Annotated in this window: 25 protein-coding genes and 1 pseudogene; 12 read left to right on the top strand and 14 right to left on the bottom strand. The window is 34.8% G+C overall.

Features of this window, described 5'->3' with window-relative positions:
- The first annotated feature begins 420 nt into the window (after positions 1-420).
- Entirely contained in the window at positions 421-531 is a 111-nt protein-coding gene (locus ACUXEY_RS03050; protein WP_000505679.1) for a YjcZ family sporulation protein, read from the top strand.
- A 118-nt stretch (positions 532-649) separates the two neighbouring features.
- On the opposite strand, the gene ACUXEY_RS03045 is transcribed toward ACUXEY_RS03050, so the two are convergent.
- Both ACUXEY_RS03045 and ACUXEY_RS03040 read right to left on the bottom strand, forming a co-directional pair.
- Complete coding sequence (locus ACUXEY_RS03045) at positions 650-1,204, bottom strand: HPP family protein (protein WP_088121453.1); 555 nt, start codon at positions 1,202-1,204, stop codon at positions 650-652.
- A 118-nt stretch (positions 1,205-1,322) separates the two neighbouring features.
- Entirely contained in the window at positions 1,323-1,907 is a 585-nt protein-coding gene (locus ACUXEY_RS03040; RefSeq protein WP_461300068.1) for a CGNR zinc finger domain-containing protein, read from the bottom strand.
- A 432-nt stretch (positions 1,908-2,339) separates the two neighbouring features.
- Here ACUXEY_RS03040 and ACUXEY_RS03035 point away from each other — a divergent pair, with 432 nt between their 5' ends.
- Positions 2,340-3,746: an alpha/beta hydrolase family protein gene (locus tag ACUXEY_RS03035; protein ID WP_461300067.1), complete on the top strand. Its 1,407-nt coding sequence runs from the start codon at positions 2,340-2,342 to the stop codon at positions 3,744-3,746.
- A gap of 486 nt (positions 3,747-4,232) precedes the next feature.
- Here ACUXEY_RS03035 and ACUXEY_RS03030 read toward each other — a convergent pair whose 3' ends face one another.
- The 3 genes from ACUXEY_RS03030 to ACUXEY_RS03020 form a co-directional block, all read right to left on the bottom strand.
- Positions 4,233-5,060: a class I SAM-dependent methyltransferase gene (locus ACUXEY_RS03030; protein ID WP_461300066.1), complete on the bottom strand. Its 828-nt coding sequence runs from the start codon at positions 5,058-5,060 to the stop codon at positions 4,233-4,235.
- Positions 5,061-5,671: 611 nt separating this feature from the next.
- Positions 5,672-6,454 carry a hypothetical protein gene (locus tag ACUXEY_RS03025; RefSeq protein WP_461300065.1) on the bottom strand — a complete coding sequence of 261 codons (783 nt, stop codon included), beginning with the start codon at positions 6,452-6,454 and terminating at the stop codon, positions 5,672-5,674.
- A gap of 437 nt (positions 6,455-6,891) precedes the next feature.
- On the bottom strand, positions 6,892-7,137 hold the full coding sequence (locus ACUXEY_RS03020) for a hypothetical protein (RefSeq protein WP_046957167.1): 246 nt from the start codon (positions 7,135-7,137) through the stop codon (positions 6,892-6,894).
- A 199-nt stretch (positions 7,138-7,336) separates the two neighbouring features.
- Between ACUXEY_RS03020 and ACUXEY_RS03015 the strand changes: the two genes are divergently transcribed.
- From ACUXEY_RS03015 to ACUXEY_RS03000, 4 genes are all read left to right on the top strand, one after another.
- A complete protein-coding gene (locus ACUXEY_RS03015; RefSeq protein ID WP_000540385.1) occupies positions 7,337-7,462 on the top strand; it encodes a YjcZ family sporulation protein in 126 nt (41 codons plus the stop codon).
- Positions 7,463-7,630: 168 nt separating this feature from the next.
- A complete protein-coding gene (locus ACUXEY_RS03010) occupies positions 7,631-7,972 on the top strand; it encodes a PadR family transcriptional regulator (protein ID WP_461300064.1) in 342 nt (113 codons plus the stop codon).
- On the top strand, positions 7,965-8,447 hold the full coding sequence (locus tag ACUXEY_RS03005; protein WP_461300063.1) for a hypothetical protein: 483 nt from the start codon (positions 7,965-7,967) through the stop codon (positions 8,445-8,447). Before ACUXEY_RS03010 ends, ACUXEY_RS03005 begins: the two co-directional genes overlap by 8 nt.
- Positions 8,444-8,971: a permease gene (locus tag ACUXEY_RS03000; protein ID WP_461300062.1), complete on the top strand. Its 528-nt coding sequence runs from the start codon at positions 8,444-8,446 to the stop codon at positions 8,969-8,971. Before ACUXEY_RS03005 ends, ACUXEY_RS03000 begins: the two co-directional genes overlap by 4 nt.
- Before the next feature lie 43 nt (positions 8,972-9,014).
- Here the strand turns inward: ACUXEY_RS03000 and ACUXEY_RS02995 are convergent, their stop codons facing one another.
- Positions 9,015-10,490 carry an MDR family MFS transporter gene (locus tag ACUXEY_RS02995; protein WP_461300061.1) on the bottom strand — a complete coding sequence of 492 codons (1,476 nt, stop codon included), beginning with the start codon at positions 10,488-10,490 and terminating at the stop codon, positions 9,015-9,017.
- 142 nt (positions 10,491-10,632) lie between these two features.
- Here ACUXEY_RS02995 and ACUXEY_RS02990 point away from each other — a divergent pair, with 142 nt between their 5' ends.
- On the top strand, positions 10,633-11,208 hold the full coding sequence (locus ACUXEY_RS02990) for a TetR/AcrR family transcriptional regulator (protein ID WP_461300060.1): 576 nt from the start codon (positions 10,633-10,635) through the stop codon (positions 11,206-11,208).
- 108 nt (positions 11,209-11,316) lie between these two features.
- Positions 11,317-11,475: pseudogene (locus ACUXEY_RS02985) on the top strand (EamA/RhaT family transporter); the annotation flags it as partial.
- A 164-nt stretch (positions 11,476-11,639) separates the two neighbouring features.
- On the opposite strand, the gene ACUXEY_RS02980 reads toward ACUXEY_RS02985, so the two are convergent.
- Positions 11,640-12,407, bottom strand: coding sequence for a TSUP family transporter (locus ACUXEY_RS02980; RefSeq protein ID WP_025966954.1), 768 nt, complete (start codon positions 12,405-12,407; stop codon positions 11,640-11,642).
- A gap of 261 nt (positions 12,408-12,668) precedes the next feature.
- Here ACUXEY_RS02980 and ACUXEY_RS02975 point away from each other — a divergent pair, with 261 nt between their 5' ends.
- The gene (locus ACUXEY_RS02975) at positions 12,669-13,454 is read left to right on the top strand and encodes a TrmB family transcriptional regulator (protein WP_461300059.1); all 786 of its coding nucleotides are present in this window, start codon (positions 12,669-12,671) and stop codon (positions 13,452-13,454) included.
- A gap of 408 nt (positions 13,455-13,862) precedes the next feature.
- Positions 13,863-14,534 carry an EcsC family protein gene (locus ACUXEY_RS02970; RefSeq protein WP_253621505.1) on the top strand — a complete coding sequence of 224 codons (672 nt, stop codon included), beginning with the start codon at positions 13,863-13,865 and terminating at the stop codon, positions 14,532-14,534.
- Positions 14,535-14,617: 83 nt separating this feature from the next.
- Here ACUXEY_RS02970 and dnaB read toward each other — a convergent pair whose 3' ends face one another.
- The 6 genes from dnaB to ACUXEY_RS02940 form a co-directional block, all read right to left on the bottom strand.
- Entirely contained in the window at positions 14,618-15,907 is a 1,290-nt protein-coding gene (dnaB, locus tag ACUXEY_RS02965) for a replicative DNA helicase (RefSeq protein WP_461300058.1), read from the bottom strand.
- The gene (locus tag ACUXEY_RS02960; RefSeq protein WP_461300057.1) at positions 15,904-16,764 is read right to left on the bottom strand and encodes a DnaD domain-containing protein; all 861 of its coding nucleotides are present in this window, start codon (positions 16,762-16,764) and stop codon (positions 15,904-15,906) included. Before ACUXEY_RS02960 ends, dnaB begins: the two co-directional genes overlap by 4 nt.
- A gap of 193 nt (positions 16,765-16,957) precedes the next feature.
- Positions 16,958-17,284 carry a nucleoside triphosphate pyrophosphohydrolase gene (locus tag ACUXEY_RS02955; protein ID WP_461300192.1) on the bottom strand — a complete coding sequence of 109 codons (327 nt, stop codon included), beginning with the start codon at positions 17,282-17,284 and terminating at the stop codon, positions 16,958-16,960.
- A 52-nt stretch (positions 17,285-17,336) separates the two neighbouring features.
- Positions 17,337-18,080, bottom strand: coding sequence for a MerR family transcriptional regulator (locus ACUXEY_RS02950; RefSeq protein ID WP_461300056.1), 744 nt, complete (start codon positions 18,078-18,080; stop codon positions 17,337-17,339).
- Between the two features lie 8 nt (positions 18,081-18,088).
- The gene (locus tag ACUXEY_RS02945; protein ID WP_461300055.1) at positions 18,089-18,340 is read right to left on the bottom strand and encodes a hypothetical protein; all 252 of its coding nucleotides are present in this window, start codon (positions 18,338-18,340) and stop codon (positions 18,089-18,091) included.
- A 3-nt stretch (positions 18,341-18,343) separates the two neighbouring features.
- Positions 18,344-18,682 carry a DUF4870 domain-containing protein gene (locus ACUXEY_RS02940; protein ID WP_461300054.1) on the bottom strand — a complete coding sequence of 113 codons (339 nt, stop codon included), beginning with the start codon at positions 18,680-18,682 and terminating at the stop codon, positions 18,344-18,346.
- Between the two features lie 336 nt (positions 18,683-19,018).
- Between ACUXEY_RS02940 and ACUXEY_RS02935 the strand changes: the two genes are divergently transcribed.
- Both ACUXEY_RS02935 and ACUXEY_RS02930 read left to right on the top strand, forming a co-directional pair.
- A complete protein-coding gene (locus ACUXEY_RS02935) occupies positions 19,019-19,234 on the top strand; it encodes a helix-turn-helix domain-containing protein (protein ID WP_277545864.1) in 216 nt (71 codons plus the stop codon).
- Between the two features lie 13 nt (positions 19,235-19,247).
- A complete protein-coding gene (locus ACUXEY_RS02930) occupies positions 19,248-20,399 on the top strand; it encodes a phospholipase D-like domain-containing protein (RefSeq protein WP_461300053.1) in 1,152 nt (383 codons plus the stop codon).
- Between the two features lie 153 nt (positions 20,400-20,552).
- Here ACUXEY_RS02930 and ACUXEY_RS02925 read toward each other — a convergent pair whose 3' ends face one another.
- Positions 20,553-22,613 carry an AIPR family protein gene (locus ACUXEY_RS02925; RefSeq protein ID WP_461300052.1) on the bottom strand — a complete coding sequence of 687 codons (2,061 nt, stop codon included), beginning with the start codon at positions 22,611-22,613 and terminating at the stop codon, positions 20,553-20,555.
- Positions 22,614-22,621 lie beyond the last annotated feature (8 nt).

The following is a 22,621-nucleotide window of genomic DNA, read 5'->3' as shown; positions in this document are numbered from 1 at the left end:
TATTGAATATTTTTTTACAAAGAAAAATACTAACCGTTAATCAGCTGTTGCTTAAATTTATTACAAGACTAGTTATATACATCATTATATTTTACAATTACTGTAGGTAGCATATAAATTTCACTACGTGTATCATTCCGAATAATCAAGCACAATTATTAATAAAATTCCATATAGACCCATTAATGGTTAAAATGTTATAATAGAACTACCCTACATAGTTACTCATATTCATACTGAGGAACTAGCGTCTTATTAAGCAATGCGCATAAATTAGATAAAAAAGACACTTTTTACAGTGTCTTTTTTATTTTCAAAAGGACCTGCTCACGTTTATGCTTCAAAACATAAAGTAAATGGAATCCGTTAAAAAACACGAGTGACCCTTTGTTTTCCCCTCTTATTAAAGGAGGAACTATTATGGGATTTGGTGGTAGTTGCGGCGGAGGCTGCGGTTTTGCTGGAGGATTTGCACTATTAGTTGTATTGTTTATTTTATTAATCATCGTTGGAGCTGCTTGCTTCTGCTAAAAAACTATTGGAAAAGACACTCTTATATGGGTGTCTTTTCTTTGTAAACGAAAGAGTATGTGAAATGAAAATATAGTATAAATGGGATACTTACTCAAATTGTTTTTCACCTTATTAATTATATCCAAAAAGTTGGATAGCTCCTTTTACTACTCATATTATTAATAAATAAAGCAATAACTACAATAACAAGAGAACCAACTAAAACCGGTGTTACTAAATAACTCCAACTGTATGCTCCTAAAATAACGACAATTGGATCAGCCCCTGCTGGAGGATGCGTTGTTCTTGTTAACATCATAATAGCAATCGACATCCCAACTGCTAAAGCAATTGTCCAATATTCATTCCCAAACAAATGATATATTGATAAGCCAATGAAAGTTGAAATCAAATGTCCTCCAATAATATTACGCGGCTGAGATAGCGGTGCATTCCAAACTCCAAAAGCTAATACACAACTCGCTCCAAATGGGGCCATTAGTAATTCTGTAGAAGTTATACTCGTTAAATATGTTAAGGTAAGAATCGTTAAAAATCCCCCCAATAATCCCGTTAAAGAGTCCTTTATATTTACTTGTAATGGACTTCTTCCTTTCCCTTTCATTTTTGCAAAATATCGTACACTTATTGGTTGAGCCTCTTTCTGCTTAGCTGTTGTTATATTACTCATCATTCTCCTCCTTTATTTACCAATAATTATATTCCGAACAAACTAACCAGTCAATATTAATTTTAGGGGTTAGTTTTAAAGTACAGAAAAAAAGAATCAACTGTTATAAGTTGATTCCCTAAACTTCTTCACATTTTCGATCTTGAAATTTCGCTACCTTTTTTCGGTTCCCACATATTTTCATAGAACACCATTTTCGTTTTCCGCTTTTATCTATAAATAATAAAACACAGTCAGGGTTTGAGCACCTTTTAAGAGAAATAAGCTTATTTTCTGCTATTAACGTTAAAGCATCAAGCGCAATTAACGATACAAGTACATCCTCAATTTCTCCAACTGGAATAGGTACTAAACTCTGTTCAATAACTTTATATGTAAATGGTGCCTTCTCAATTTGTTTTTCTAAATACGTAATAAAATCATCAGAAATTTCATGCTGATCGGCAATTCCCTCAAACTGTTTTCTCAGTACTCCTCTTAGCTCTAATATGCTAGATGTAACTTGATTGAGTCGCTCTTGAATTTCTATAAGTGTTTTTTCATTCCAAAAAGGAAGATTAACCTTTATTACATGTAGCCATTCTAATACATCTTCATCTGTTATTAATAAATCATAACGTTGTCCACGCCTAACTAACTCTGTATTCACTAAATCTAATGAGAGATTTCCAGATATAAGCGGGAATTGTTTTCTTTCCTGCATGTACTCACCACCTACTCTTTAAATAATCATATTCCAAATTCATACAGAAGTGCAACTTTTTTATAAACTACAAAGTATGAAGACCAAAACCTTTAGCCATAATTATGACGAAAGGCTTTTTGTATATAACTAAAAAAGGAGCTGACTGTATGGAACATAATAAAAATGGAATGCTTGCTTTAATCGTTTTATTTGTAGGACTAGCATTTTTTGTTTTCGGTATGGTTTATCATTTATGGGGAACGGTTTAAAAATAAATTACTATTTATTTAAGAAAAAGTACTCGTATGAGTACTTTTTCTTAAGATGTCATGTAAAAACATTCTAAACTTACTTACATGCATACAATTATTACTGATGGTTATATAATTGAGAAGATTATAAATTATCAATCTATATTTATATGATTTGGAAAGGAGCTAAAAGCTAAAAATGTTAGAAATCATTTTTATTGCTATATTACTTTTGACTAGCATCACTCCCATCTTTATCGAACGAGGTTTGACGAAAAAAAATATAGTCATTTTACTGATCAATTATGCATTCTTATTTGCCACCATCATTGTAATTGGCACAAACTGGCGTATGATCCCCGCCTATTTCTTATTGTTCGTTTTAACATTACAAGTTTTTTTGAAACCAAAAACTACAGCCGTTTCTAAAAAGTTAGTGATGAAAGTTTTTAAAGGTTTAGGAATTATCGTAACTGCTATCGCAATGTTTACATTACCTTTACTTTTTCCAATCATAACACTCCCTGAGCCTACTGGAAAATATACAGTAGGAACGAAAGCTTTTCATTTAATTGATACAAATCGAAAAGAAACCACTGTACCAAATAGTCATGGAAATCGTGAGTTAATGATACAAGTATACTATCCTGCCAAAAAAGGATCAGGGAACCCTTCTGCCTATTTTAAGAACATAAACGAGCTGGCTGAACAATTGGCAGTAACAAACGGTGTTCCATATATCGTAACGACACATTTAGGACTGACAAAAACACATTCTTATCAAGATGCTACGCCACTTCAAGCTAAAGAAAAATTCCCTCTCCTTTTATTCGGCCATGGAATGGGATTATATGGTCAACAAAATACATTCCAGTTAGAGGAATTAGCTAGTCAAGGCTATGTCGTAATCGCTCTTAATTTCACAGGGTACGCAGCAACAACAATTTTTCCTAACGGAAACCGTGTAGACTCTATGCCAATTGAATATACACCTACTGCCTTAAATACCATAGTTCAAAAATGGGAACAGGATACTACTTTTGTTTTAAACAAAGTAATAGAGGGGAATTTCGATAAAAGCTTTAAAACGATTGCAGACTTAATCGAATATGACAAAATTGGAATGTTCGGTCACTCTTTTGGCGGAGCAACTTCCGCACAAATGTTAGTAAAGGATACGCGTATTAAGGCTGCAATTGATATGGACGGCGGATTGTATGGAGACCCGTTGCCTAAAGATGGTCCTCAGAAACCATTCATGTTGATGAATGCTGAGGCTACGATTCATTATATGAAAGAAGCTAAGAATCAAAAGATAACCGGAATCCAAAATGAATTATTAGAAATATCCTATTTAAGAAATAAAACGATTGAAAAACCTGGTGTATACACAGTAGTAATTCCAAAAACAAATCATACTAGTTTTACAGATTTAGCAGCATTTTCACCTATTATTAACGAACCAGACGAAGATGTAGCCGCAAATTATACACTCATTAATAAACTAGTAACTAGCTTTTTCGATCAAAATTTAAAAGGGATAAACGAAAATCATTTAGAAGAAATTCAGAAGCAATATCCTGACCTTCCTCTCATGAAACATTAATAATCTTTTCCTAGTTATGTAACCCCTCCTTGAGCTTGAGGGGTTTCTGCTTTCACACCATTATAAAAAAAGGCCCCATCACTGGGGGCACTCAAAAAATAATATAAATAAATGAATTAAAACAAATAACAGACAACTAAAATATATACGATTCAAATTATATAATCTATATATATGCAAAAATACATAAAAAATTTACTATTACATGCTATACTAAAAAAGGAATCGAAAATCGTTATTTTCTTCTTAGTTTTAAAGCAATATGGATATATACCTTCTTATCGCATTTGGATTGTACTAGCAAAAGAAGACATCAATTAAGATGTCTTCTTTTCTTATATTTTTATGAATCCCTTTGAGCAGATGTTCTCCAATCAAGAAAAGATGTTGGGCGTCTAGAATAAGTTGCCGTTTGTTAAAAAGAAAAAATATTGCTTTTTGAAAAAAGTGATAACATATATTTCTTTCTCTTTGTTCAATGTAACCTTATTTTTCTAACAATAAGGCTATAGTTTGACTTCCTCCGTTGCCAGTTTCACCGGAAACATCATCGTAAATTTCTTTTACAGTAAATCCTACAGCAGTTACCTCTTTGATGAATAATTCTTTTGTGAAGAATTGATACCAAATGTTGTAAGTTTCTATTTTATCATCGGTTACCACTGTTGTTTGTTCTAATGTTACTCTATCAGGATATTTGAGATTTCTCCCGATAGCTAAATAGCAATCCTTTGACCAGAAACCACCATTTTCATTCATACTCCAATATTGTTCTTCCTTGAACTGATCAAATTTATTTTGAGAGAAAACATCCAATAACAACTTTCCTCCATCCTTCAGACTGTTCCAAATGTTGAAAAGTAATTTACTACGATTTTCAGGCGCAAGAGCACCATAATCACAATATATCAATAGCGCCAAGTCATACATATTTGAATCATTTAATTCCAAATAATTTTTATAGCGATATTCAATATCATAATCTAACCTTTTTGCTTGTTCTTTAGCGTAACGAATTGAGTTTTCAGAGAAGTCTATCCCTGTTACTGTATAACTTTTTCTAGCTAATCGCTCACTATACAGACCTGGACCACAACCTAAGTCTAGTACTTTTTGATAAGATTTTTTGGGAGCGATTCGTTGGATAAAATCAATAGATTTATCAATAAACTGAACACTCCTACTAGCTCCTTCAGTATCAGAGCTTAAATGAGCTTCTAATAATTTTTTAGCAATATAAGGATCTTGCCAAAAAACATTATCAGTTTGTTCGAATCTTGAAGGTACCTGCAATTGATTTAATAAATTATTCATAAAAACTTCCTCCTAAAAATTTTTAAACACAAAAAACCGCAGAGTTTTACTCTGCGGTTAAAAAAGAGAATAAGTCCGTAGAGTAAAAAAAATCAAATGGGCATACCGAATAAACACATAAAAATGCGTATTTCAGTTTGCTTCAAATTGATTTATTTACTCTTTTCCAGTCATAACAAAGTTCACGAAAATCAAACTTCTGTTATGCCGAACTTCTTCACCTATCCTTTTAGTGTTTGTATAAATATAACAGACCATAAACTACGAGATCAACTACTAGTTTAACCCATTATTCAAGGATATGGTCCGATTGTTTAGTAGAATGACTTGCATTTTTAAACAACTTTTTACATGTAAAGTTTTTTTTATAAATAGACAGACACCTATTAAATAAAGAATGAGAAATGTATATTCAATTCTATAAAAATGGTGTGCTACTCAAATTGGTCTTGTTTCAAAAACAGATGCTACCAGTTCATCGTCTATACTAAATTATCATTTGTAACATTGAAGAGATTTTATTTACTTGATATAAAAATGAAGAAGAACTTCCCTTACGAAAAGAACTCATATAAATGTTTAAAGAGGATGCACAGATAGATGCATCCTCTTTAATTTACCTTCCGTCCGAAAAATGTAAAAACAAAAACATCTTTTGTCCATTTTCCTTTCCCATACATATAAAATACAAATCCACTAATGCTAGTTAGTATAAGAAGTACAACGAAATATATCCAATTTTTTTTATTACCATTCTTTAAGCTATCTATAATTTGCTCCTTAGTATTTCCCATATAAACAAATTCCCCATATCTACTAGGTAATTCTTTTATTAATTTTCCATCTACTGACCCAAGTACAACTACATTTTCTTTATTTTCTACTGCTCTAAATGAATAAAAGCGTTTTTTTCCATCTGCTAACTTTGTAGTATTTGCCTGAATATCATTTATTCTTGTTGAAATGACATTCTGACTATTTAATTCCATAAAGGGAGTTTCCAGAGACACATTTTCTTTATTTATTAATTGTAATTCTTTATTTCCAATATGTATTGGTTCATTATAAAAAGCTGTTACTTGGCCGTTACTCCATAAAGAACGATTGGGTGCAGAAGTCTGTGTATAGTATGTCGTTTTTTTCTTTTGAATTCGATTCACTACCGCATACCCATCAGCAAGTAGCGTTTCATCCCCTGTTACATGTTCAGAATATACCTTTCCCTTTACAAAGTATATACCGTTTTTAACCTCTTTATCGCTTGAAATCATCTGTACATCACCGAGTTCATTCCAGACTAAAAAACTATTTAAACTCTTATACCCATAAAAAACAAATACCATTAATAAAATTGTAAACAATGCCCCTATTTTAATTGTTGCCTTTTTATTCACTGGTTGTTATTCCCCCATATACTACGAATACTTTCATCTTAAAATTATAATTAGAAATATTATTCATGTACATATATTAATCCTTTTTCCCTAAGCTAACTTTGCTACTCCCTATTTAAGTAAACGTCAAGTAACGCTAAATCTACACAATTATTTATATTTTGCTCTTCCATTTCAGCCAATAATAAAGCCGGTGAAGCGGTAAGTTCTGTTTTCCGCACCAGACAACTAAAATATATACAACAAAACATCATATAATTCATATATATGCAACATTACATAAAAATATTTACTATTACATGCTATACTAAAAAAGGAGTCGACAATCGTTATTTTCTTCTTAGTTTTAAAGCAATATGGATATATACCTTCTTATCGCATTTGGATTGTACAAGCAAAAGAAGACATCTTACTAGATGTCTTCTTTTCTTATATTTTTATGAATTCCTTTGAGCAGATGCTCTCCAAGCACGAAAAGATGTTGGGTGTCCAGAATGAGCTCTTTGCTTCGCAGCAGCAACAGCTGGTTTTTCTTCAATAGTTGTTGGTTTCTCTTCCACAATCGCTGATTTTTCTTCAAGAGTAGTCACAGCTGTTTGTATTTTTTCCAACTGCTCTTTTAAAGCTTGCTGTTCAATCTTTAAATCCGTAAGTAATCGTAAAATCATTTCAGAATTGGCCATAAAGATCCTCCTTCCCCCAATACACAGAATAAAATACAATATGTCATCAGCATAATACCCGTGACAAAAATAAGGTCGTCAACTCTTATAAAATCTAAGCACCTTTTATTTTTCAAAAGGACCTGCTCAAGTTTATCCGTAAAAACATAAAGTAAATTAAATCCATTAATTAATGGTCTTTATGGAAGGAGGAGTTAATATGGGCTATGGAGGTACTTGTGGTGGAGGCTGCGGTTTCGGCGGCGGATTCGCTTTACTTGTTGTACTCTTTATCTTATTAATCATCGTTGGCGCTAGCTGTTGGGGCGGCGGATTCGGCTGCTAAGGAGAGGCACTCTTGAGAGTGTCTTTTTTTTGTGTGTTTTTAGATGTACAGCCCCCTCGAAATTCGCACATTTTAAAATTGACATAACACATCATGCACCATATACTGTTAACAACAGTATACTGTCATTAACAGTATAAATCCTAATTCATTCTAGGAGGTATATCCATGAAACATACAGGAAGACATACAGGTGCATTTCTTTTGTTATTTTTAGCAGAAGGTGATAACTATGGCGGGCAATTACTACAAAAGTGCGAAGAAGAACTTCCAGTCAATCCAATCGATAGTGCCATTTTATATCGCACGCTAAAAAAGTTAGAAAGCGAAGGTGCAATCGAATCTTACGTAAGTACAGATCATCAAGACAAACCGAGAAAGATGTACAAAATTACACCTGCTGGAAAGGAACAATTAGCAGATTTCCAAATGGATATTGAAGAAAAAATGAAGAACTTATCTTTTTTCATAGACAAATATAAGGACTTAAAGGATTCCGACCATGATTAACGGTGTGATTCTTTACACTTTAGCCATTATTCTTACGGGGCTTTCTTTTATGAAGGACCGCTCGAAGACGAAAAAAGCTCTAATGAAATCGTGGAAAATGTTCCGAAATCTTCTACCTGCGATGCTCTCCATTATGCTTTTCGTTGGCTTATCGCTTTCTATATTAACGCCGTCTTTCATCTCTTCTATTATTGGGGAGCAATCAGGGTTTATCGGCATTGTTTATTCAGCAATACTCGGCTCCGTTGCACTTATTCCAAGCTTCGTCGTATTCCCGCTTGGTAATACGTTAGTACAACACGGCGCAGGCCTTCCTCAAGTTGCGGCACTTATATCTACACTCATGTCAGTAGGGCTTACAACATTACCGATGGAACAAAAGATATTCGGGCGAAGCTTTGCTTACGCACGTAATGCATCTGCATTGCTCATGTCCCTCCTATTCTCCTATATCATTTGGATGGTGATGGTATGAAAGAACTAAAAAAATATCGCTTCTTTTTCATCTTATTACTGGGACTCTTCGTATTAACTTTTATAAATCAATCTTTAGGATGGAGCGCATTACAACTAACAGGCAATAGCATTTTAGATATGTTGTTTCTCCTTCCCCCTGTTCTACTATTTGTAGGATTACTTGATCAATGGGTGAAAAAAGAAACGCTCATGAAATATATGGGCAAAAATTCCGGCATATACGGAATCTTATTCTCTCTCTTATTAGGCGGCATTGCAGCTGGTCCTCTCTACGTTGCCTTCCCAATTGCAGCACTCCTTCTAAAGAAAGGCGCAAGCATTCGATACATCGTATTTTTCTTAGGCGTTTGGACAACTGCGAAATTGCCAATTCTCGTGTATGAACTTTCTTCATTTGGAGCAACTTTTACACTCATTCATATTTGCTTCGGACTAGTATTCTTTTATGTAATGGGGATTATTTTTGAGAGGTTTTATGATCAGGGAGAGTTGCTAAAGTATGATGTTACGAAAGAAATGTAAAAAGACATCTTTATCTCTTAAAGATGTCTTTTTTATTTGGACCTTAATTCTCGTTCTGTAAAACCCTCGCTGCCGTTACTCCCTCTTTCTCTTCTTTTAAAAACAACGATACGATAAAAGCAACAATGATAAAGACTAACCCTAGTGTAAAAGCACCTTGGAATCCTGATGTTAAACCGTTTAACTTCTCTACTGGATCCAGTGGATTTGCGGAGCTTTCCATATAGCTAGCTGTTCCTGAAGACATTTTCGAAATAAAGATAGCCGTACCAATTGCGCCAGCTACTTGTTGCAACGTACTAAACAGTGCTGTTCCGTGTGGATATAAATCTGGTGTTAATTGATTTAAACCGTATGTTTGTGCTGTCATGACAAACATGAGTCCAACCATTAATACGCTATGCATGACAATAATTTGTACCATTGATGTGTCAGGCGTAATGCCTTTAAATAAGAACATCGCAATCCCCACTAACACAATACCAGGAACGATAATAACTTTCGGACTAAATTTATCAAATAGTTTACCCGCGATTGGTCCCATTACGGCGCTAATAACACTTCCCGGAAGCATGATAATTCCTGACTTAAAAGCTGTAACGAGTAACACTGTTTGCAGGAACATCGGTAATAAAGTCATCGTTGAAAATAATGACATCATCACAATGACTATTAATCCAACTGATAATGTAAACATCGGAACTTTAAATGCGCGTAATTCTAAAATTGGATTCTCAATTTTCAATTGTCGAACGGCAAAAATACATAATGAGATAAGCCCAACAAGTAAAGTGCCATACACTTTCGCATCAGACCACCCTAAATCACCCGATGCACTAAAGCTATACACAAGTCCTCCAAATCCTAATGTCGATAAAAGGATTGATGGATAATCTACTTTTGGTCTTGTTAACTCTGAAACATTTTGAATGTACTTCATACCAATCATAATGGAAATGATCACGATTGGAATAACAATATAGAATAACCAGCGCCAATTTAATGAATCCACGATTACTCCAGATAATGTAGGACCAATTGCCGGGGCTGCCATCATCACAAGTGCGATTAATCCCATTGTGGCACCACGTTTTTCAGGGGGACAAATAATTAAAATCGTATTCATTAATAACGGTGTAATTAATCCCGTCGCTACAGCTTGGACGATACGGCCGACTAATAAAATGGAAAATGTCGGTGCGAATCCCGCAATTAATGTACCAGCTAAAAACGTTACCATAGCGATCAAAAACATTTGTCTCGTTGTGAGCCATTGCTGAAGTAACGCTGTAATTGGAACTAAAACCCCAACCACTAACATGTAAGCTGTAGAAAGCCATTGAATCGTTGAAGCTGTTACACCAAACTCTTTCATTAATACTGTTAACGCATTACCAAGTAATGTTTCGTTTAATAATGCAACCATTGCCCCTAAAAGTAATGCAATTAAAATGGGGGTATGTTTCAAATTAGAAGTATCAACTTTGCCACTTGCTGGGCTCTTAGTTGTCATATTCATTTACAAATTCTCCTCCTATTTCTTACTTAAAAAACTTTAAATACACCAGAACACATGTAATATAATATACATATGTAGATTAAAAAGGGAGAATCAATTGTCAGCCACTGTATACTTAATCTACAAAAAAGGAGAATTGTAGATGGACGATAATGAAAAACAACTCGATTTACGTATTAGACGTACACATAAATTACTATGGGATTCCTTATTTGAATTAATGACGCAATCAAAACAAAAATATAGTACGATCACCATTAACCAAATTTGCGACCGTGCGATGGTACACCGAACAACCTTTTATAAACACTTTGAAGATAAAGATGCTTTATTAGCATTTGGATTTAAACGATACAGCAAGATGATTGTTGAAATACCAGTTTCAGATCGATTAAGTAAACCATTTCAAGTAATGGAACAATTTCTACACCATGAAGAAATCGGTAAAATATTAGAGACGCAAATGTCAGATGAACAATTTATTAACCGGACACAGTATTTAAGTCACGAAACGAGAAAACAAGAAATAGAAGCGTTAAATCAACTACGCAAAAATCATACGATGCCAAATGATTTAATCATTGAATTTTATTCAGGGGCAATCACCTCATTAAGCACATGGTGGTTTAAAAATGAAAGAAGCGTTTCTGCTGCTGAAATGGATAAGTATCTCCACCAACTTATTAACCGGGATATTTTTCAGTTTGAAGAGGAATAACTTCCCCATCAAAAAAACGCCTATATGAAATAGGCGTTTTTTTGTACATACTACATACCAATCTTCTTCAAATCCGAACTTTCAATAATCGAATGAGAATATCCATCTTTCCCAACTCGCACACATACAGGCCTTATCTTTTCATCAGAACCTGTATTTTCCCCAAGTTTTGCTTTCGTTTTCACAGGTGAAACGCTCACAGGAAAAGAATACTTAGGGGCGACGCTTATATTATTGCGGGTTGTTTATAAAAAGAATGTGGAATAGGTATTTCACTAAGATAGATAAACATACCCGAGAAAAATATGAGTTTATACTATTTTAATTTTCTTCACTTAGATCTTCTTTTAAATGAGACTTTTTTAAAGAAATTCCCCCTGGTATCTTCTTATACTTTATGTAGTCTGCATAGTTAACCTTTCCTACATTACTTACTGCACATAGTCATACAGATTTTTCGCTAACAATAAACAAGTTACTGTAATGAAAAGAGCACGAACATACCCGCTTCCTTTTTTTATAGCAAACTTAGAGCCAACGACTCCTCCAGCAATTTGAGCAATCCCCATTATAAAACCATACGCATAGTTTACTTGCCCCACATACATAAATATCAACAATGCACCAACATTACTTCCTAAATTAAGAAACTTCGCATTACCTGCGGCTTTTAAAAAATCATACCCAATAAATAAAAGAGCAAACATTAAAAACGAACCTGTGCCAGGCCCTAGAAATCCATCATAAAAACCAATAGCAAAAATAAAAAAGGTAAAAATAATGACGTGTCGACCAGATAATTTCTTATGAGTAGAAATACTACCCCAATCCTTTTTAAATATCGTATAAATAGCGACTGCACCAAGCATCACCAGCATCAATGGCTTCAGTACTTCTGGGTTCATTAAATGAACAGTCCATGCACCTACTATAGAGCCTATGAAAGTGATTGGAAATAATTTTAAAGCCGATTTCAAATCAAGATTACCAGAACGATAAAACACAATATTACTAGTTGCACTTCCCATTGTCGATGCTAATTTATTCGTGGCTACTGCACTTGCTGGATTCAGCCCTGTAAATAATAAAGCTGGTAAGGCAATGAGTCCACCACCACCTACAACTGAATCAATAAATGCAGCCACAAACCCAAAAACAATCAAAATAATTAATATAGATGGGTCTAAATACAAATCCATACTAGTAGCCTCCCCTTTAGTCACCATTGTAATAGTAACTATAAATTTGCTAAATGTAAAGAGTTATTGTAACGTTGAAATATAAAGTGAAACTTTAATCAGTGGGGTGTGTTCATCCCCCACTGATTATTAGCCCTCACCAACCGGGCTTTTACGGGCAGCCCGACCCCCACCTAACTTCTTTGCTTCCGCTGAATTTTGAGGTGGGGGTCTTACTGCCCGTTAATGCGGGATAAAAGCAAACATCGGAGGAAGAAAAAAGTGGACTACATAGTACAACAGCTTAAAAAAATTGGTTTTAATGAATATGAAGCTAAATCTTATGTATCTCTTGTGAAACAGGGGCCTGCTACAGCCTACCAAGTAAGTAAGGATTCAGGGGTCCCAAGAGCGCGAATTTATGAGATTTTGGGTAACCTTGTAGAAAAAGGAATTGTCATGAAGGAAGAAATAAATGACACCACTCGCTATTCACCTCTACCTGTTGAAATCTTTTTACAGAAAGCTCAATCAGAATGGCAATCTACTTATGAAGGAATCAGTGATTCATTAAAAAAACTCGAAACTTCCGAGGAAAAACCGGATAATCGAGTGATTACTTTAAAAGACAACAAAACAATCATTAGCTATTGTCAGGCATTAATAAAAAAAGCAGAACGACGTATTGTCATTTCGATGTGGGATGAAATGTATGAAGCGTTAAAAGAGGATTTAGCTGAGGTAGCTGATAAAGTTACAATACAAGGCATTACCCTGCATGTTGAAAATCCTATTAAAAATCTAGAAGCCCATCGTATCACACCTTATACAGAAACCCTCTCTACAGAACATTGGTTTATTTTATCGATAGATTCTAAAGAGATGATTTATGGACCATCAATTGAAGAGCGTAATATTGCTTTTTATACAGATGACCCCGTTCATATATATTTATTAGAGGATTATGTATGGCATGATGTTTTAGTAAATCGACTTGTCCGACGTAGCCAAGACGACTTGGAGCAATGGATTACGGCAGAGAGACGATCTTTCTTTATAGGGAAATAAGGAGTATATGAAAAGAATCAAAGAATTTTAGGCGCGACACTTATATTAGTACGTATGTTGATTGCTGAGGTGGATTTTAAGAGGTATGTGGAGTAGGTGTTTTTTAGATAGATGAACATACCCCGGGGAAATAATTTTTACTTCTATTTTCATTCTCTACATCTAAATAAAAAGACACCAATTGGTGTCTTTTTTTACATTTAATGAGATAAACGCTTCTCCCACTCTTTCACCTTTTCAATTGTTACATCTAATTTTCGAGCTACTTCTTCAAACTTTGATATTCCTATTACAGGTTAATTAACTATCTATACATTTTTCAAAAAGAATTTCCTAATTAAATTACCATTTTAAACCTTTTATATAGATATTCTATTATAATTAAAATTAAATAAAAAAATATGGATGGTGACAAATTTGACTAAGAATAATTTGACCGTTGAAACTATAAACAAAACTTTAGAATGGGGCTACGAAAAAGCTTTACATGGTTTACCTGGTACTGATAATATTTTTGAGCTAGCTGAAAGCTATCTTTCTAAAAATTCTACTGTTGATGAAGCAATTGATTCATTGATACGATGGCAAAATACAAAAGCTGCTACTTCCGGATTCTTAACCGGATTAGGTGGATTAATCACATTACCTGTGGCTATTCCAGCTAATCTTGCTTCTGTTTTATATGTTCAAATAAGAATGATTGGTACAATCGCTTACATGAGAGGCTATGATTTAAAAAATGACAAGGTAAAAACCTTAGTATTTGCATGCCTTGCTGGTCAAGCAACCTTTGATATTTTTAAAGGTGTAGGAATAAAAATTGGAGAAAAGTTGACAGAGCAAGCAATAAAAAAAATTTCTGGCGAAGTTATAAAAAGAATTAATCAGGCAGTAGGTTTTAGACTGGTTACTAAATTTGGAGAAAAAGGGATTGTAAACCTCGGAAAGACCATTCCTTTAATCGGCGGTATAATAGGTGCAACTGTAGATGGAATAGGGACCAATTCTATTGGAGAGATTTCTAAAAAAGTGTTTAATGAAAATCCTGTGGGAGATTTAGCTGCTTATCAAATTAATTAGTTTTTCAGTTTTAAAATTAATTTCATACAAAATAAAACGAATAAATAAGACGTTATCTTATTTATTCGTTTTATTTATTCCAATTAATCCCCTTTCTCCACAAACCGCCCAAACTCCTTCAAAAACCTAAGCTTAAAACTCCCCACAGGCCCATTCCGGTGCTTCGCCACATGAATCTCCGTCATCTCTTTCTGCACCGTTTCCTTATCGTAATAATCCTCGCGATACATAAGCATAATGACATCCGCATCTTGCTCAATTTGTCCTGTCTCTCTTAAATCAGATAAAAGAGGTCGCTTATCTTGTCGTGCTTCTACCGAACGAGACAATTGTGATAATGCTACTACACAAACATTTAATTCACGGGCTAATACTTTAAGTTTACGAGAAATTTCACTAATCTCTTGAAATCGATTGCCCTTATGCTTCGGATCGCCCGTAATAAGCTGCAAGTAATCTACAATAACTAAAACCTTCTTATCACCGTGCTTTCTCTTTAACTTACGAGTTTGCATCCAAATATCTTGCACCGTAACACCTGCATTGTCGTAAATCTCAAATGGCAGTTCACCAATCTCTGCAAACGCCTTACTCACCTTTTCCCAGTCCTCTATCGCAAAACGATGCTTCGGATTTTTCAGCCTACCTCCTGACACTTCGCCTAAGCAAGATGCCATCCTTTTCAATAATTGCTTACTACTCATCTCTAACGAAAACAATCCAACCGCTGCTCCCGACTTCGCCGCATGCAGTCCAACATTTAATGCAAACGCAGTCTTACCCATAGAAGGGCGCGCACCAAGGACGACAAAATCACCTTCCTGCAATCCGCACGTCATTTTATTTAGCGATGTATAACCAGTCTCAATACCAGTAATCTCTTTCGCATCTTGATGAAGCTCTTCATATAAATCAACTAGCGCATCCTTCAAATCAAACTCACATACACAGTCCTTTTCCTCTAACTCACAAAGTGCCGTAATTGTCTCACCTATAATTTTCTCATTCTTCTCCGCAATAAGACGCTCTCCCATCTTGTGCCCGAGAACACCTGCCTGATACATTTTCCAGGCACCTCGAACAAGCCCCTCATAATAAGAGAAGTTGGCAGTTGTAGGCACCCCATCCATTAAGCCTATAAAATACTCCATTCCCCCGATCCCCTCTAAAAACTTCGGATCTACCCTAGAAATGAACGTCACAAGATCAATCGGTTGCCCCTCTTCTTCCATTTTTTGCATTAACTGAAATATAGACTTGTGCACTGACAGAGAAAAATACCGCTCCGTCAAACGGCACTCCTTAATAAGCTCTCCATCAATTAATAGAGAACCTAACACCGTCTTTTCCGCATCCACATTTTGAATACTCATGGACGCCACCCGCGCTCCGCTAAAAAGCGCTGCAACTCTTCCTCTGACGGCGCATTCTTCTCCCACTCCTCACACCTCGCCAAAAACTCCTCCGTCTCCCCCGTACTAACAGACGACTCCTTCTTTCGAAACTTAGCCGTATCCGCCTCAACCTCACACACTTTCGTAAATCCTTTCCCGTGCCACCCTCTCAAAATCCCTTTCACATAAGCAACCGTCCGCTTATTATTCTCAAACGCAATTTGAAGAGCCTTCAGCACAAGCTCCTCTGACAAATCTTCCATCCACGCACTCAGTTCCTCCACAGTATGCGGAGACAAACTTCCGAAATGTTGCTCATAAAAAGAAAACACACGACTTCCCATTTCTTCCTCTATAACCTCTTCTTCCTCTGTCTCCTCGCAAACTGGCTCAACATCATCCACAGCCAAATCACTCGGCATACCGAAATGCGCTAAAAGCATCGGAACATTCAGCTCCTCCTCTACGCACTTCTGAAGAAACATATGTACAAACTCCTTATTCTTCACACCTTTAAGCTCACGAAGCACACACTTCTCCACATTCGTATTCGTCACCGGATTATAACGAAGCCAATTCAAAACGAATAACTCACGAGTATCCGCATCATAAAGAATCTTCCCATAATCAATGAAGCGCTGCACAAGCTTATCAACAGTCTCCCGATTATAACCCGTCTCCATCTCAGCTAACCGCTTCGGAAAAGGAAAAATCCCACACTGCGTCGTCTTCGAACAAGTTAACAAATACACATAAAAATACCGCTCCTCCGGCGTCAAATCCAAAACAAAATCATCCTGCCAAAAATTCACCTGCACAGTACGATACACCGCCATCCCAATTCCTCCCGTCTCCGTTCAAAAGTGAAAACCTCTTCATAATATATATGGGAGGATGGCAGGGTTTTTGGCGTGTTATTTCAAAATTTTTTTCGACTACTACTACGGTGTTTGTTGGTGTTTTTGTTTTGTTATGTTTTTTCTTAGTGATTTATTACTTGGTAGGGGCTTGTAAGGGGCTTAGGAGGGGCTAGTTATCGGTTACTTCGATTAGGAAGACTCGATCTGAAAAGCCACCTCGTTCTTTTGCTTTCTTTTTTCGGATGCTGTTAATTTCTTCTAGTGTTGTGCCTTCGTATTCGGCTAGGGCGTTTATTAGTTCTAGTAGGTCAGATAGTTCTTCGAGTTTATGTTCTGTTGTGTCTGCTTCTAGATATTCGGTTAGTTCTTCTTCTGTTTTTTTGCAGAGTTCTTTTATGTATTCATCTTCGTTTAGGATTCTTGTTGTGGGTGTTTTTCCGTTGGATTTTATTATTTGTGGGATTTTGTTTCGGATTAGTTTGTTGTGGGGTGGCATGGGATTTCCCTCCATTTGGCTTTTCTTCTATTATAATGGAAAAGCAGTTTAACTAGTTGTTAAACTGCTTCATTGCTTCTTTTATATAGTTTTCTTCTTCGGTGGTGAAGAGAGTTGGGAATTCGGATAGTGGGAGGTTTGATTTTTGGATTATATCCTCTATATCACTTTGAGGTGTATCAAGGGAATTCATTACCTCTTCTATTACATTGAAAAATTCCTTCAAGGTAACTTGAACATCTTGATGACTCGGATCCTTCTCTTCTACCTTATACTTTTTCAACTTCCCTATCACATCCATAAATCGCCGATCAAACTTTTCTTTTAATTCCTTATTATTATAAAACGTTTGAACACTCTCCTTTGAAAAGTGTTCCTCTAGCCATTCTTTATTTTCTTTCTCCCATATAAAAGTTTGTAGAAAAGAAGAAAACAAAGCAACATCCACTCGTTCTTCCTTTTGAAACTTCTTCGTCATCTCATCCATATGCGAAAGCACCTTCGCAATTCTTTCTTGCTCTGCCAAAAGCAATTCCCTTTGAAATTGCATTTGTCTTAAAAATTCTTCCGTCTCTATATCACGCTGCAATATAATATTTTGAATCTCCCCAAGCGAAAAACCGAGATGCTTAAACGATTGAATTTGCTGCAGCACATACAAATCATCTTTCGTATATAACCGATGCCCACCCTCAGTATAATCGCTCGGCTTTAATAAATTAATCTTGTCATAATAACGAAGCGTCCGCACCGTAACATCCCCAACACTTGCAAACTCACTAATCATCCACGCCATATCATCACCTACTCCGCTAACTTCTCTCTCACATACTGAAGCATATGAGAAAAATTCATCTCATTCTTTCTACAATATTGAAACAAACCTACAACAAGTAACAAAAAAGGAACATTCCCTCTATAACGATTTTCATACTCACTAATACCATCATAAAAGTACTCATACTGTCTTTTTCGTAAAACGATATAAATCGCAATAAACAGCACTGCAATCATAATGAAAAATCGCTTTCCCCTTATCTCCACTTCTTGTTTCATCACCTATTCTCCTTCCACCGTGTACTTATCTTCTTTAAATAACGGAATTCGAATAAAATAACGATATGGCTCGTCGCGTATTACTTTCCACGCAACAATGATCACTTGAACTACCTCAAAGGCAAATACAATCCAAAACAAAACATCACTAATACGCGAACTAATATTAAATAGAAGAAAGATTAACAAATGAAAATTGAACGCCTTCCGGCAATGGTATTTGTACACTTCATTTTTACGTGCCAGCGTGATGTACATGAGTAGTGGTGAAAAGATTCCTATTGCGGCTGAAAGTAATAGCATGATGATGGTGGTTCTTTTTTCTTTTGTGGTGGTTTTCATGAGTGGTTTTGTCCCCCTTTTTTGATTTATCTTCTTTAGGTTAGGGCGTGACGTTGGGGGAGGTGCAAGGGGAGATCTTCAAATTCCTCTTTAAAAATTATGCTAATTATTCCAAATATCACGCTATTTATATTTAAATCCCTACTTCCCAAAATAAAGATATAAAAAACAAATAATTATCCTTTCCAACATTTCAGATAAACCTCCAAATTATCTTGCTTCTTCTTAATAATAGTCATCAATTTGCAATTAGCAAATAATATAAGTTTGCTAATTGCAAATTGATGACTATTTTCAAGATTTCGAGTGATACTATAACTAACAGGAGGTGAAGGCATGGAAGGTTTTTTAGGTACTCGCATTCAAAACGCACGAGAAATGAAAAATTTGACTTCAAAAGAAGCAGCTCAATTAATAGGTGTCTCAGCTAGCACTTGGTCTTTATATGAAAATAACAAGCGCACTCCATCTGTAGATACCCTAAAACTAATTGCTAAGAAACTAGAAGTATCCATGGATTACTTAGCTGGTCTAAAAAACGAAAAATTATAGAGGAGAAGAGCATATGCTTTATAATAGACAAACAAAATCAAACCAACAAAAATACATTGAAATGCTTAGATCAACAGGCGCACTTTCTAATTTATTTTCCGAGAGCGATGCTCCTTATCTAGTATCAAGAAATGTAGAAAACACCTATTGTGTAGCTTTACAAGCTGACAACCTTGGACGAGCAGACTGCTCAGCCGATGCCTCGTTAGATGGCGTAGGTGTTGGCCTAAAAACCTTTTTACATGGAAATGGTCGCACCTTACAAAAGGTAGCTGAGTTCAATAAAGATTCAAAATTATATAGGGATAAATCACCTAAAGAAATGATTATAACTGTTGCACAACTCCGAAACCAACGTATCGAGTTTACCAAGCGTACTTACGGATTACATGATATGATTTATCATTGCGTTACTAGAAAACCTGGGAACATCTCCTTATTCGAAGTACCCATGGATTTAATCGATATTCAAAACATTAAAAATATAACTGTTAGTAATAAGAATATAATTACATTCCAAGATGGGATAAATGAATATAGTTTTAACGTTACCAAAAGTACTCTTTATAAACGTTTCTATATGGAAAATCCCTTGGCTGAAATTGATGTCCAGATTATCAAAGATCCATACACTACATTAGCCCAGTTGTTTAATCTTAATAATAACTACATTCAGTCATCACCTACAACATCAAAGCTTAATAATAAGGAACGAGAATTCATAGTTTTACCTTTATTCTCAGATCGTGGTGCTAAGCGACACGTACCGGAAAAAAGCGGTTTGAATCAATGGAATGCTGCAGGTAGACTTCGCAATCCAAATGAAGTCTATATTCCAATTCCTGTTTGGATTCATAAAGTTTTCCCTACCTTTTTCCCACCTCGCGATGAAAGTTTTGACTTGTCTCTTCCTGACAAAGCCATTTTATCAGCCAAAGTTTGCCAAGAAAATAGCAAGGCGCTTATGTCTAATCCTAATAGCGCTCTAGGGGAATGGTTATTAAGAAAAGTCATGGATTTAAAGGAGAAAGAATTGCTTACATATGAAAAATTAGAAACTTTAGGAATCGATTCAGTAGCAGTATATAAACATGGCGACACAGACTACTCTATAGATTTTTGTGAAATCGGAACATATGATGAATTTATAGAAGAACATCAATAATTAAAGTTCTATTAAATAAAGTCGGATGCAAACCGAACTTCATTTAATAGAACTTTTTTCAATCAAAATCCCTTTTAATGATACCTAAAAAATTTATTGCTACTTATAATAATTTCCCAGTACATTTCACATTCTCGCTTTAAAGTAGTGATTTTATTTCATCCCCTCTGTTTCAGTCCCCAATACTTCCCATCCCTCTTGAACAGCCTTTTGATACAATGAATAGAGCACTTTTGCTTGTTTTTCAGAAGGTAATGTTAATTTACCTTCTACATACTTTTTCAAAATATCTCTTTGAGTTATACTCAAAGATCTAAAATTGTCACTACTTATATAGTACCCAAATAACTGATTCCAATATTCAAGATTAGTTTGTATAACAAATGTTTGAATTTCGATACCACTATCTAAATCTTTTCGTTTCTTCCCAGATTTTTGTTCACTCTTCGCTTCTTCAATAGTCATAAGCAGTTCCTTAATTGGTAACAATTCAATTTCAATACCGCGAACATCATTCCAACATTGTTCTTTTTTACACCATTGACCTATATTGGCTGATCCTGGTGGAGGATTGGTTATTATTTTATAGACGTCATGAGTAATAACTTTCAATAATTCTATTAATTCATTAGGTAAACCTTGCTCAATCCATATCCTATTAAAATCTAAAGATAGTTTTCTTTTATATATTGCATCAGAGAGCACTGCTATTGAATATGTAACAACTTGCGCCCTAAATGCATTTTCGTACCATGGTGCCTTAGATACAATTTTCTCTGTTGCACGGAATAAAATAACTCTTGAAACAGCTTCTATAAAATAATTTTCTGTAATTGAGAGTTGCTTTTTTTCTAATGTATCCGTTACCGAACGAGCAAATTCCTCGAAACTATACTGCGCCCCTTTAGAAACAATATAAGGTTTTCTTCCCCAAGAATTTTCACTTTTAGCTAAAAATGTCTTATCGATTAATTGGTTTTTAGGATTTTCAATTTGAAATTGTCTTTTCTTGGCTGGTGTTAAATAAGCTTGTTCATTCAAATATTCACCACGTACTCTCTCATAAAACCAATGAGTACGTTTCTGAGATCCCCCATGAGTAGCTACCCAAATACGTTTCGAATAGTCTTTCATTTCTTTATGAAAAGGACTATTCGAAAAGAAATCTGATTTATTTACTTTATTTTGAGTATTAGCATACTGGGATACATTTGATACAAACTCGCCTTTTTTCTCGATATTATTTACAACTGATAATTTCATTTGTATAGAAACACTTGAAATATCTAATTTTGAATTCTTCTTAGCCGCATATATAGCAGAAGTTGTTTGACCACCATTTACTATTTGAAAATCTGTTATCTTAGTTATAAAGCCATTTTCCGTTTCTACATGTGTTGCAGTTGCAGTAATTCCATTATTATACGCGAAAAACATATCCGGCTTATACTGAATAGTATTTCTTATCCCTTTATTGACGCCTCCCCTAAATTGTAAAAAAGTACGAACATTTTGTTCAAGAAGTTTTTGTCCATATTCATCATATATTTCAAACAATTGCTCTCCATCAATAATCCCCAAATAGGATTGATATTCATTGGAGGTATTATGCACTTCTAAATATGGAATTTTCATATCAATATCATAGGAACCTGAACTATTCTCAGACATAAAAATACTATACAAATAGTTAATATCAATAATTTGATGTTCACATTCAATATTTTTAATCCAGTCATTTGGAATGCTAGATATGGTTTTAGTTAATTTCCCATCAGTTAATACTATTAAACGAAATTTATCCACTAATTTGTTGTGTACATGTCTATGTATATTAAATGCCAACGAATAAGCATCTGAAGTCTCCTCTAACTCAGAATGTATCCCTTCTATACACATCCCCGCAAATTTTTTCAATCGATTAAATTTTATAGTTGCATACTGCTTTGTTAATGTTTCAATACTATCACTTTGAAAAAATTGAAAGTTAATTAATGTAAATATCTTTCGATTCTCGTCATAATCATATCCATAAACTTCACAACCAGTCTTAATAAATTCCGCCATTGCATAATTATTTGTCAAGTCACCGACCTGCATAAGATCTTCACATACCAATTCAAAAAAAGATTGAGCCTTCAATAATCCCCGGCTTTCAGAATCTGATAATATTGATTGCAAAAAATCTTGATGAAATTCTTCTAAAGTCGCCAAAATTATCA

The organism is Bacillus sp. F9_6S_D1_P_5, assembly GCF_054823925.1.
The sequence above is the reverse complement of the archived record's forward strand: the minus strand, read 5'-3'. Positions and strand labels throughout refer to the sequence as shown.

What these genes read in the sequence shown, in the direction of transcription:
- ACUXEY_RS03050 (WP_000505679.1), top strand. Translation starts at nt 421, where the DNA reads ATGGGATTTGGTGGTAGTTGCGGCGGAGGCTGCGGTTTTGCTGGAGGA.
- ACUXEY_RS03045 (WP_088121453.1), bottom strand. Translation starts at nt 1,204, where the DNA reads ATGAGTAATATAACAACAGCTAAGCAGAAAGAGGCTCAACCAATAAGT.
- ACUXEY_RS03040 (WP_461300068.1), bottom strand. Translation starts at nt 1,907, where the DNA reads ATGCAGGAAAGAAAACAATTCCCGCTTATATCTGGAAATCTCTCATTA.
- ACUXEY_RS03035 (WP_461300067.1), top strand. Translation starts at nt 2,340, where the DNA reads ATGTTAGAAATCATTTTTATTGCTATATTACTTTTGACTAGCATCACT.
- ACUXEY_RS03030 (WP_461300066.1), bottom strand. Translation starts at nt 5,060, where the DNA reads ATGAATAATTTATTAAATCAATTGCAGGTACCTTCAAGATTCGAACAA.
- ACUXEY_RS03020 (WP_046957167.1), bottom strand. Translation starts at nt 7,137, where the DNA reads ATGGCCAATTCTGAAATGATTTTACGATTACTTACGGATTTAAAGATT.
- ACUXEY_RS03015 (WP_000540385.1), top strand. Translation starts at nt 7,337, where the DNA reads ATGGGCTATGGAGGTACTTGTGGTGGAGGCTGCGGTTTCGGCGGCGGA.
- ACUXEY_RS03010 (WP_461300064.1), top strand. Translation starts at nt 7,631, where the DNA reads ATGAAACATACAGGAAGACATACAGGTGCATTTCTTTTGTTATTTTTA.
- ACUXEY_RS03005 (WP_461300063.1), top strand. Translation starts at nt 7,965, where the DNA reads ATGATTAACGGTGTGATTCTTTACACTTTAGCCATTATTCTTACGGGG.
- ACUXEY_RS03000 (WP_461300062.1), top strand. Translation starts at nt 8,444, where the DNA reads ATGAAAGAACTAAAAAAATATCGCTTCTTTTTCATCTTATTACTGGGA.
- ACUXEY_RS02995 (WP_461300061.1), bottom strand. Translation starts at nt 10,490, where the DNA reads ATGAATATGACAACTAAGAGCCCAGCAAGTGGCAAAGTTGATACTTCT.
- ACUXEY_RS02990 (WP_461300060.1), top strand. Translation starts at nt 10,633, where the DNA reads ATGGACGATAATGAAAAACAACTCGATTTACGTATTAGACGTACACAT.
- ACUXEY_RS02980 (WP_025966954.1), bottom strand. Translation starts at nt 12,407, where the DNA reads ATGGATTTGTATTTAGACCCATCTATATTAATTATTTTGATTGTTTTT.
- dnaB (WP_461300058.1), bottom strand. Translation starts at nt 15,907, where the DNA reads ATGAGTATTCAAAATGTGGATGCGGAAAAGACGGTGTTAGGTTCTCTA.
- ACUXEY_RS02960 (WP_461300057.1), bottom strand. Translation starts at nt 16,764, where the DNA reads ATGGCGGTGTATCGTACTGTGCAGGTGAATTTTTGGCAGGATGATTTT.
- ACUXEY_RS02955 (WP_461300192.1), bottom strand. Translation starts at nt 17,284, where the DNA reads ATGCCACCCCACAACAAACTAATCCGAAACAAAATCCCACAAATAATA.
- ACUXEY_RS02950 (WP_461300056.1), bottom strand. Translation starts at nt 18,080, where the DNA reads ATGGCGTGGATGATTAGTGAGTTTGCAAGTGTTGGGGATGTTACGGTG.
- ACUXEY_RS02945 (WP_461300055.1), bottom strand. Translation starts at nt 18,340, where the DNA reads ATGAAACAAGAAGTGGAGATAAGGGGAAAGCGATTTTTCATTATGATT.
- ACUXEY_RS02940 (WP_461300054.1), bottom strand. Translation starts at nt 18,682, where the DNA reads ATGAAAACCACCACAAAAGAAAAAAGAACCACCATCATCATGCTATTA.
- ACUXEY_RS02935 (WP_277545864.1), top strand. Translation starts at nt 19,019, where the DNA reads ATGGAAGGTTTTTTAGGTACTCGCATTCAAAACGCACGAGAAATGAAA.
- ACUXEY_RS02930 (WP_461300053.1), top strand. Translation starts at nt 19,248, where the DNA reads ATGCTTTATAATAGACAAACAAAATCAAACCAACAAAAATACATTGAA.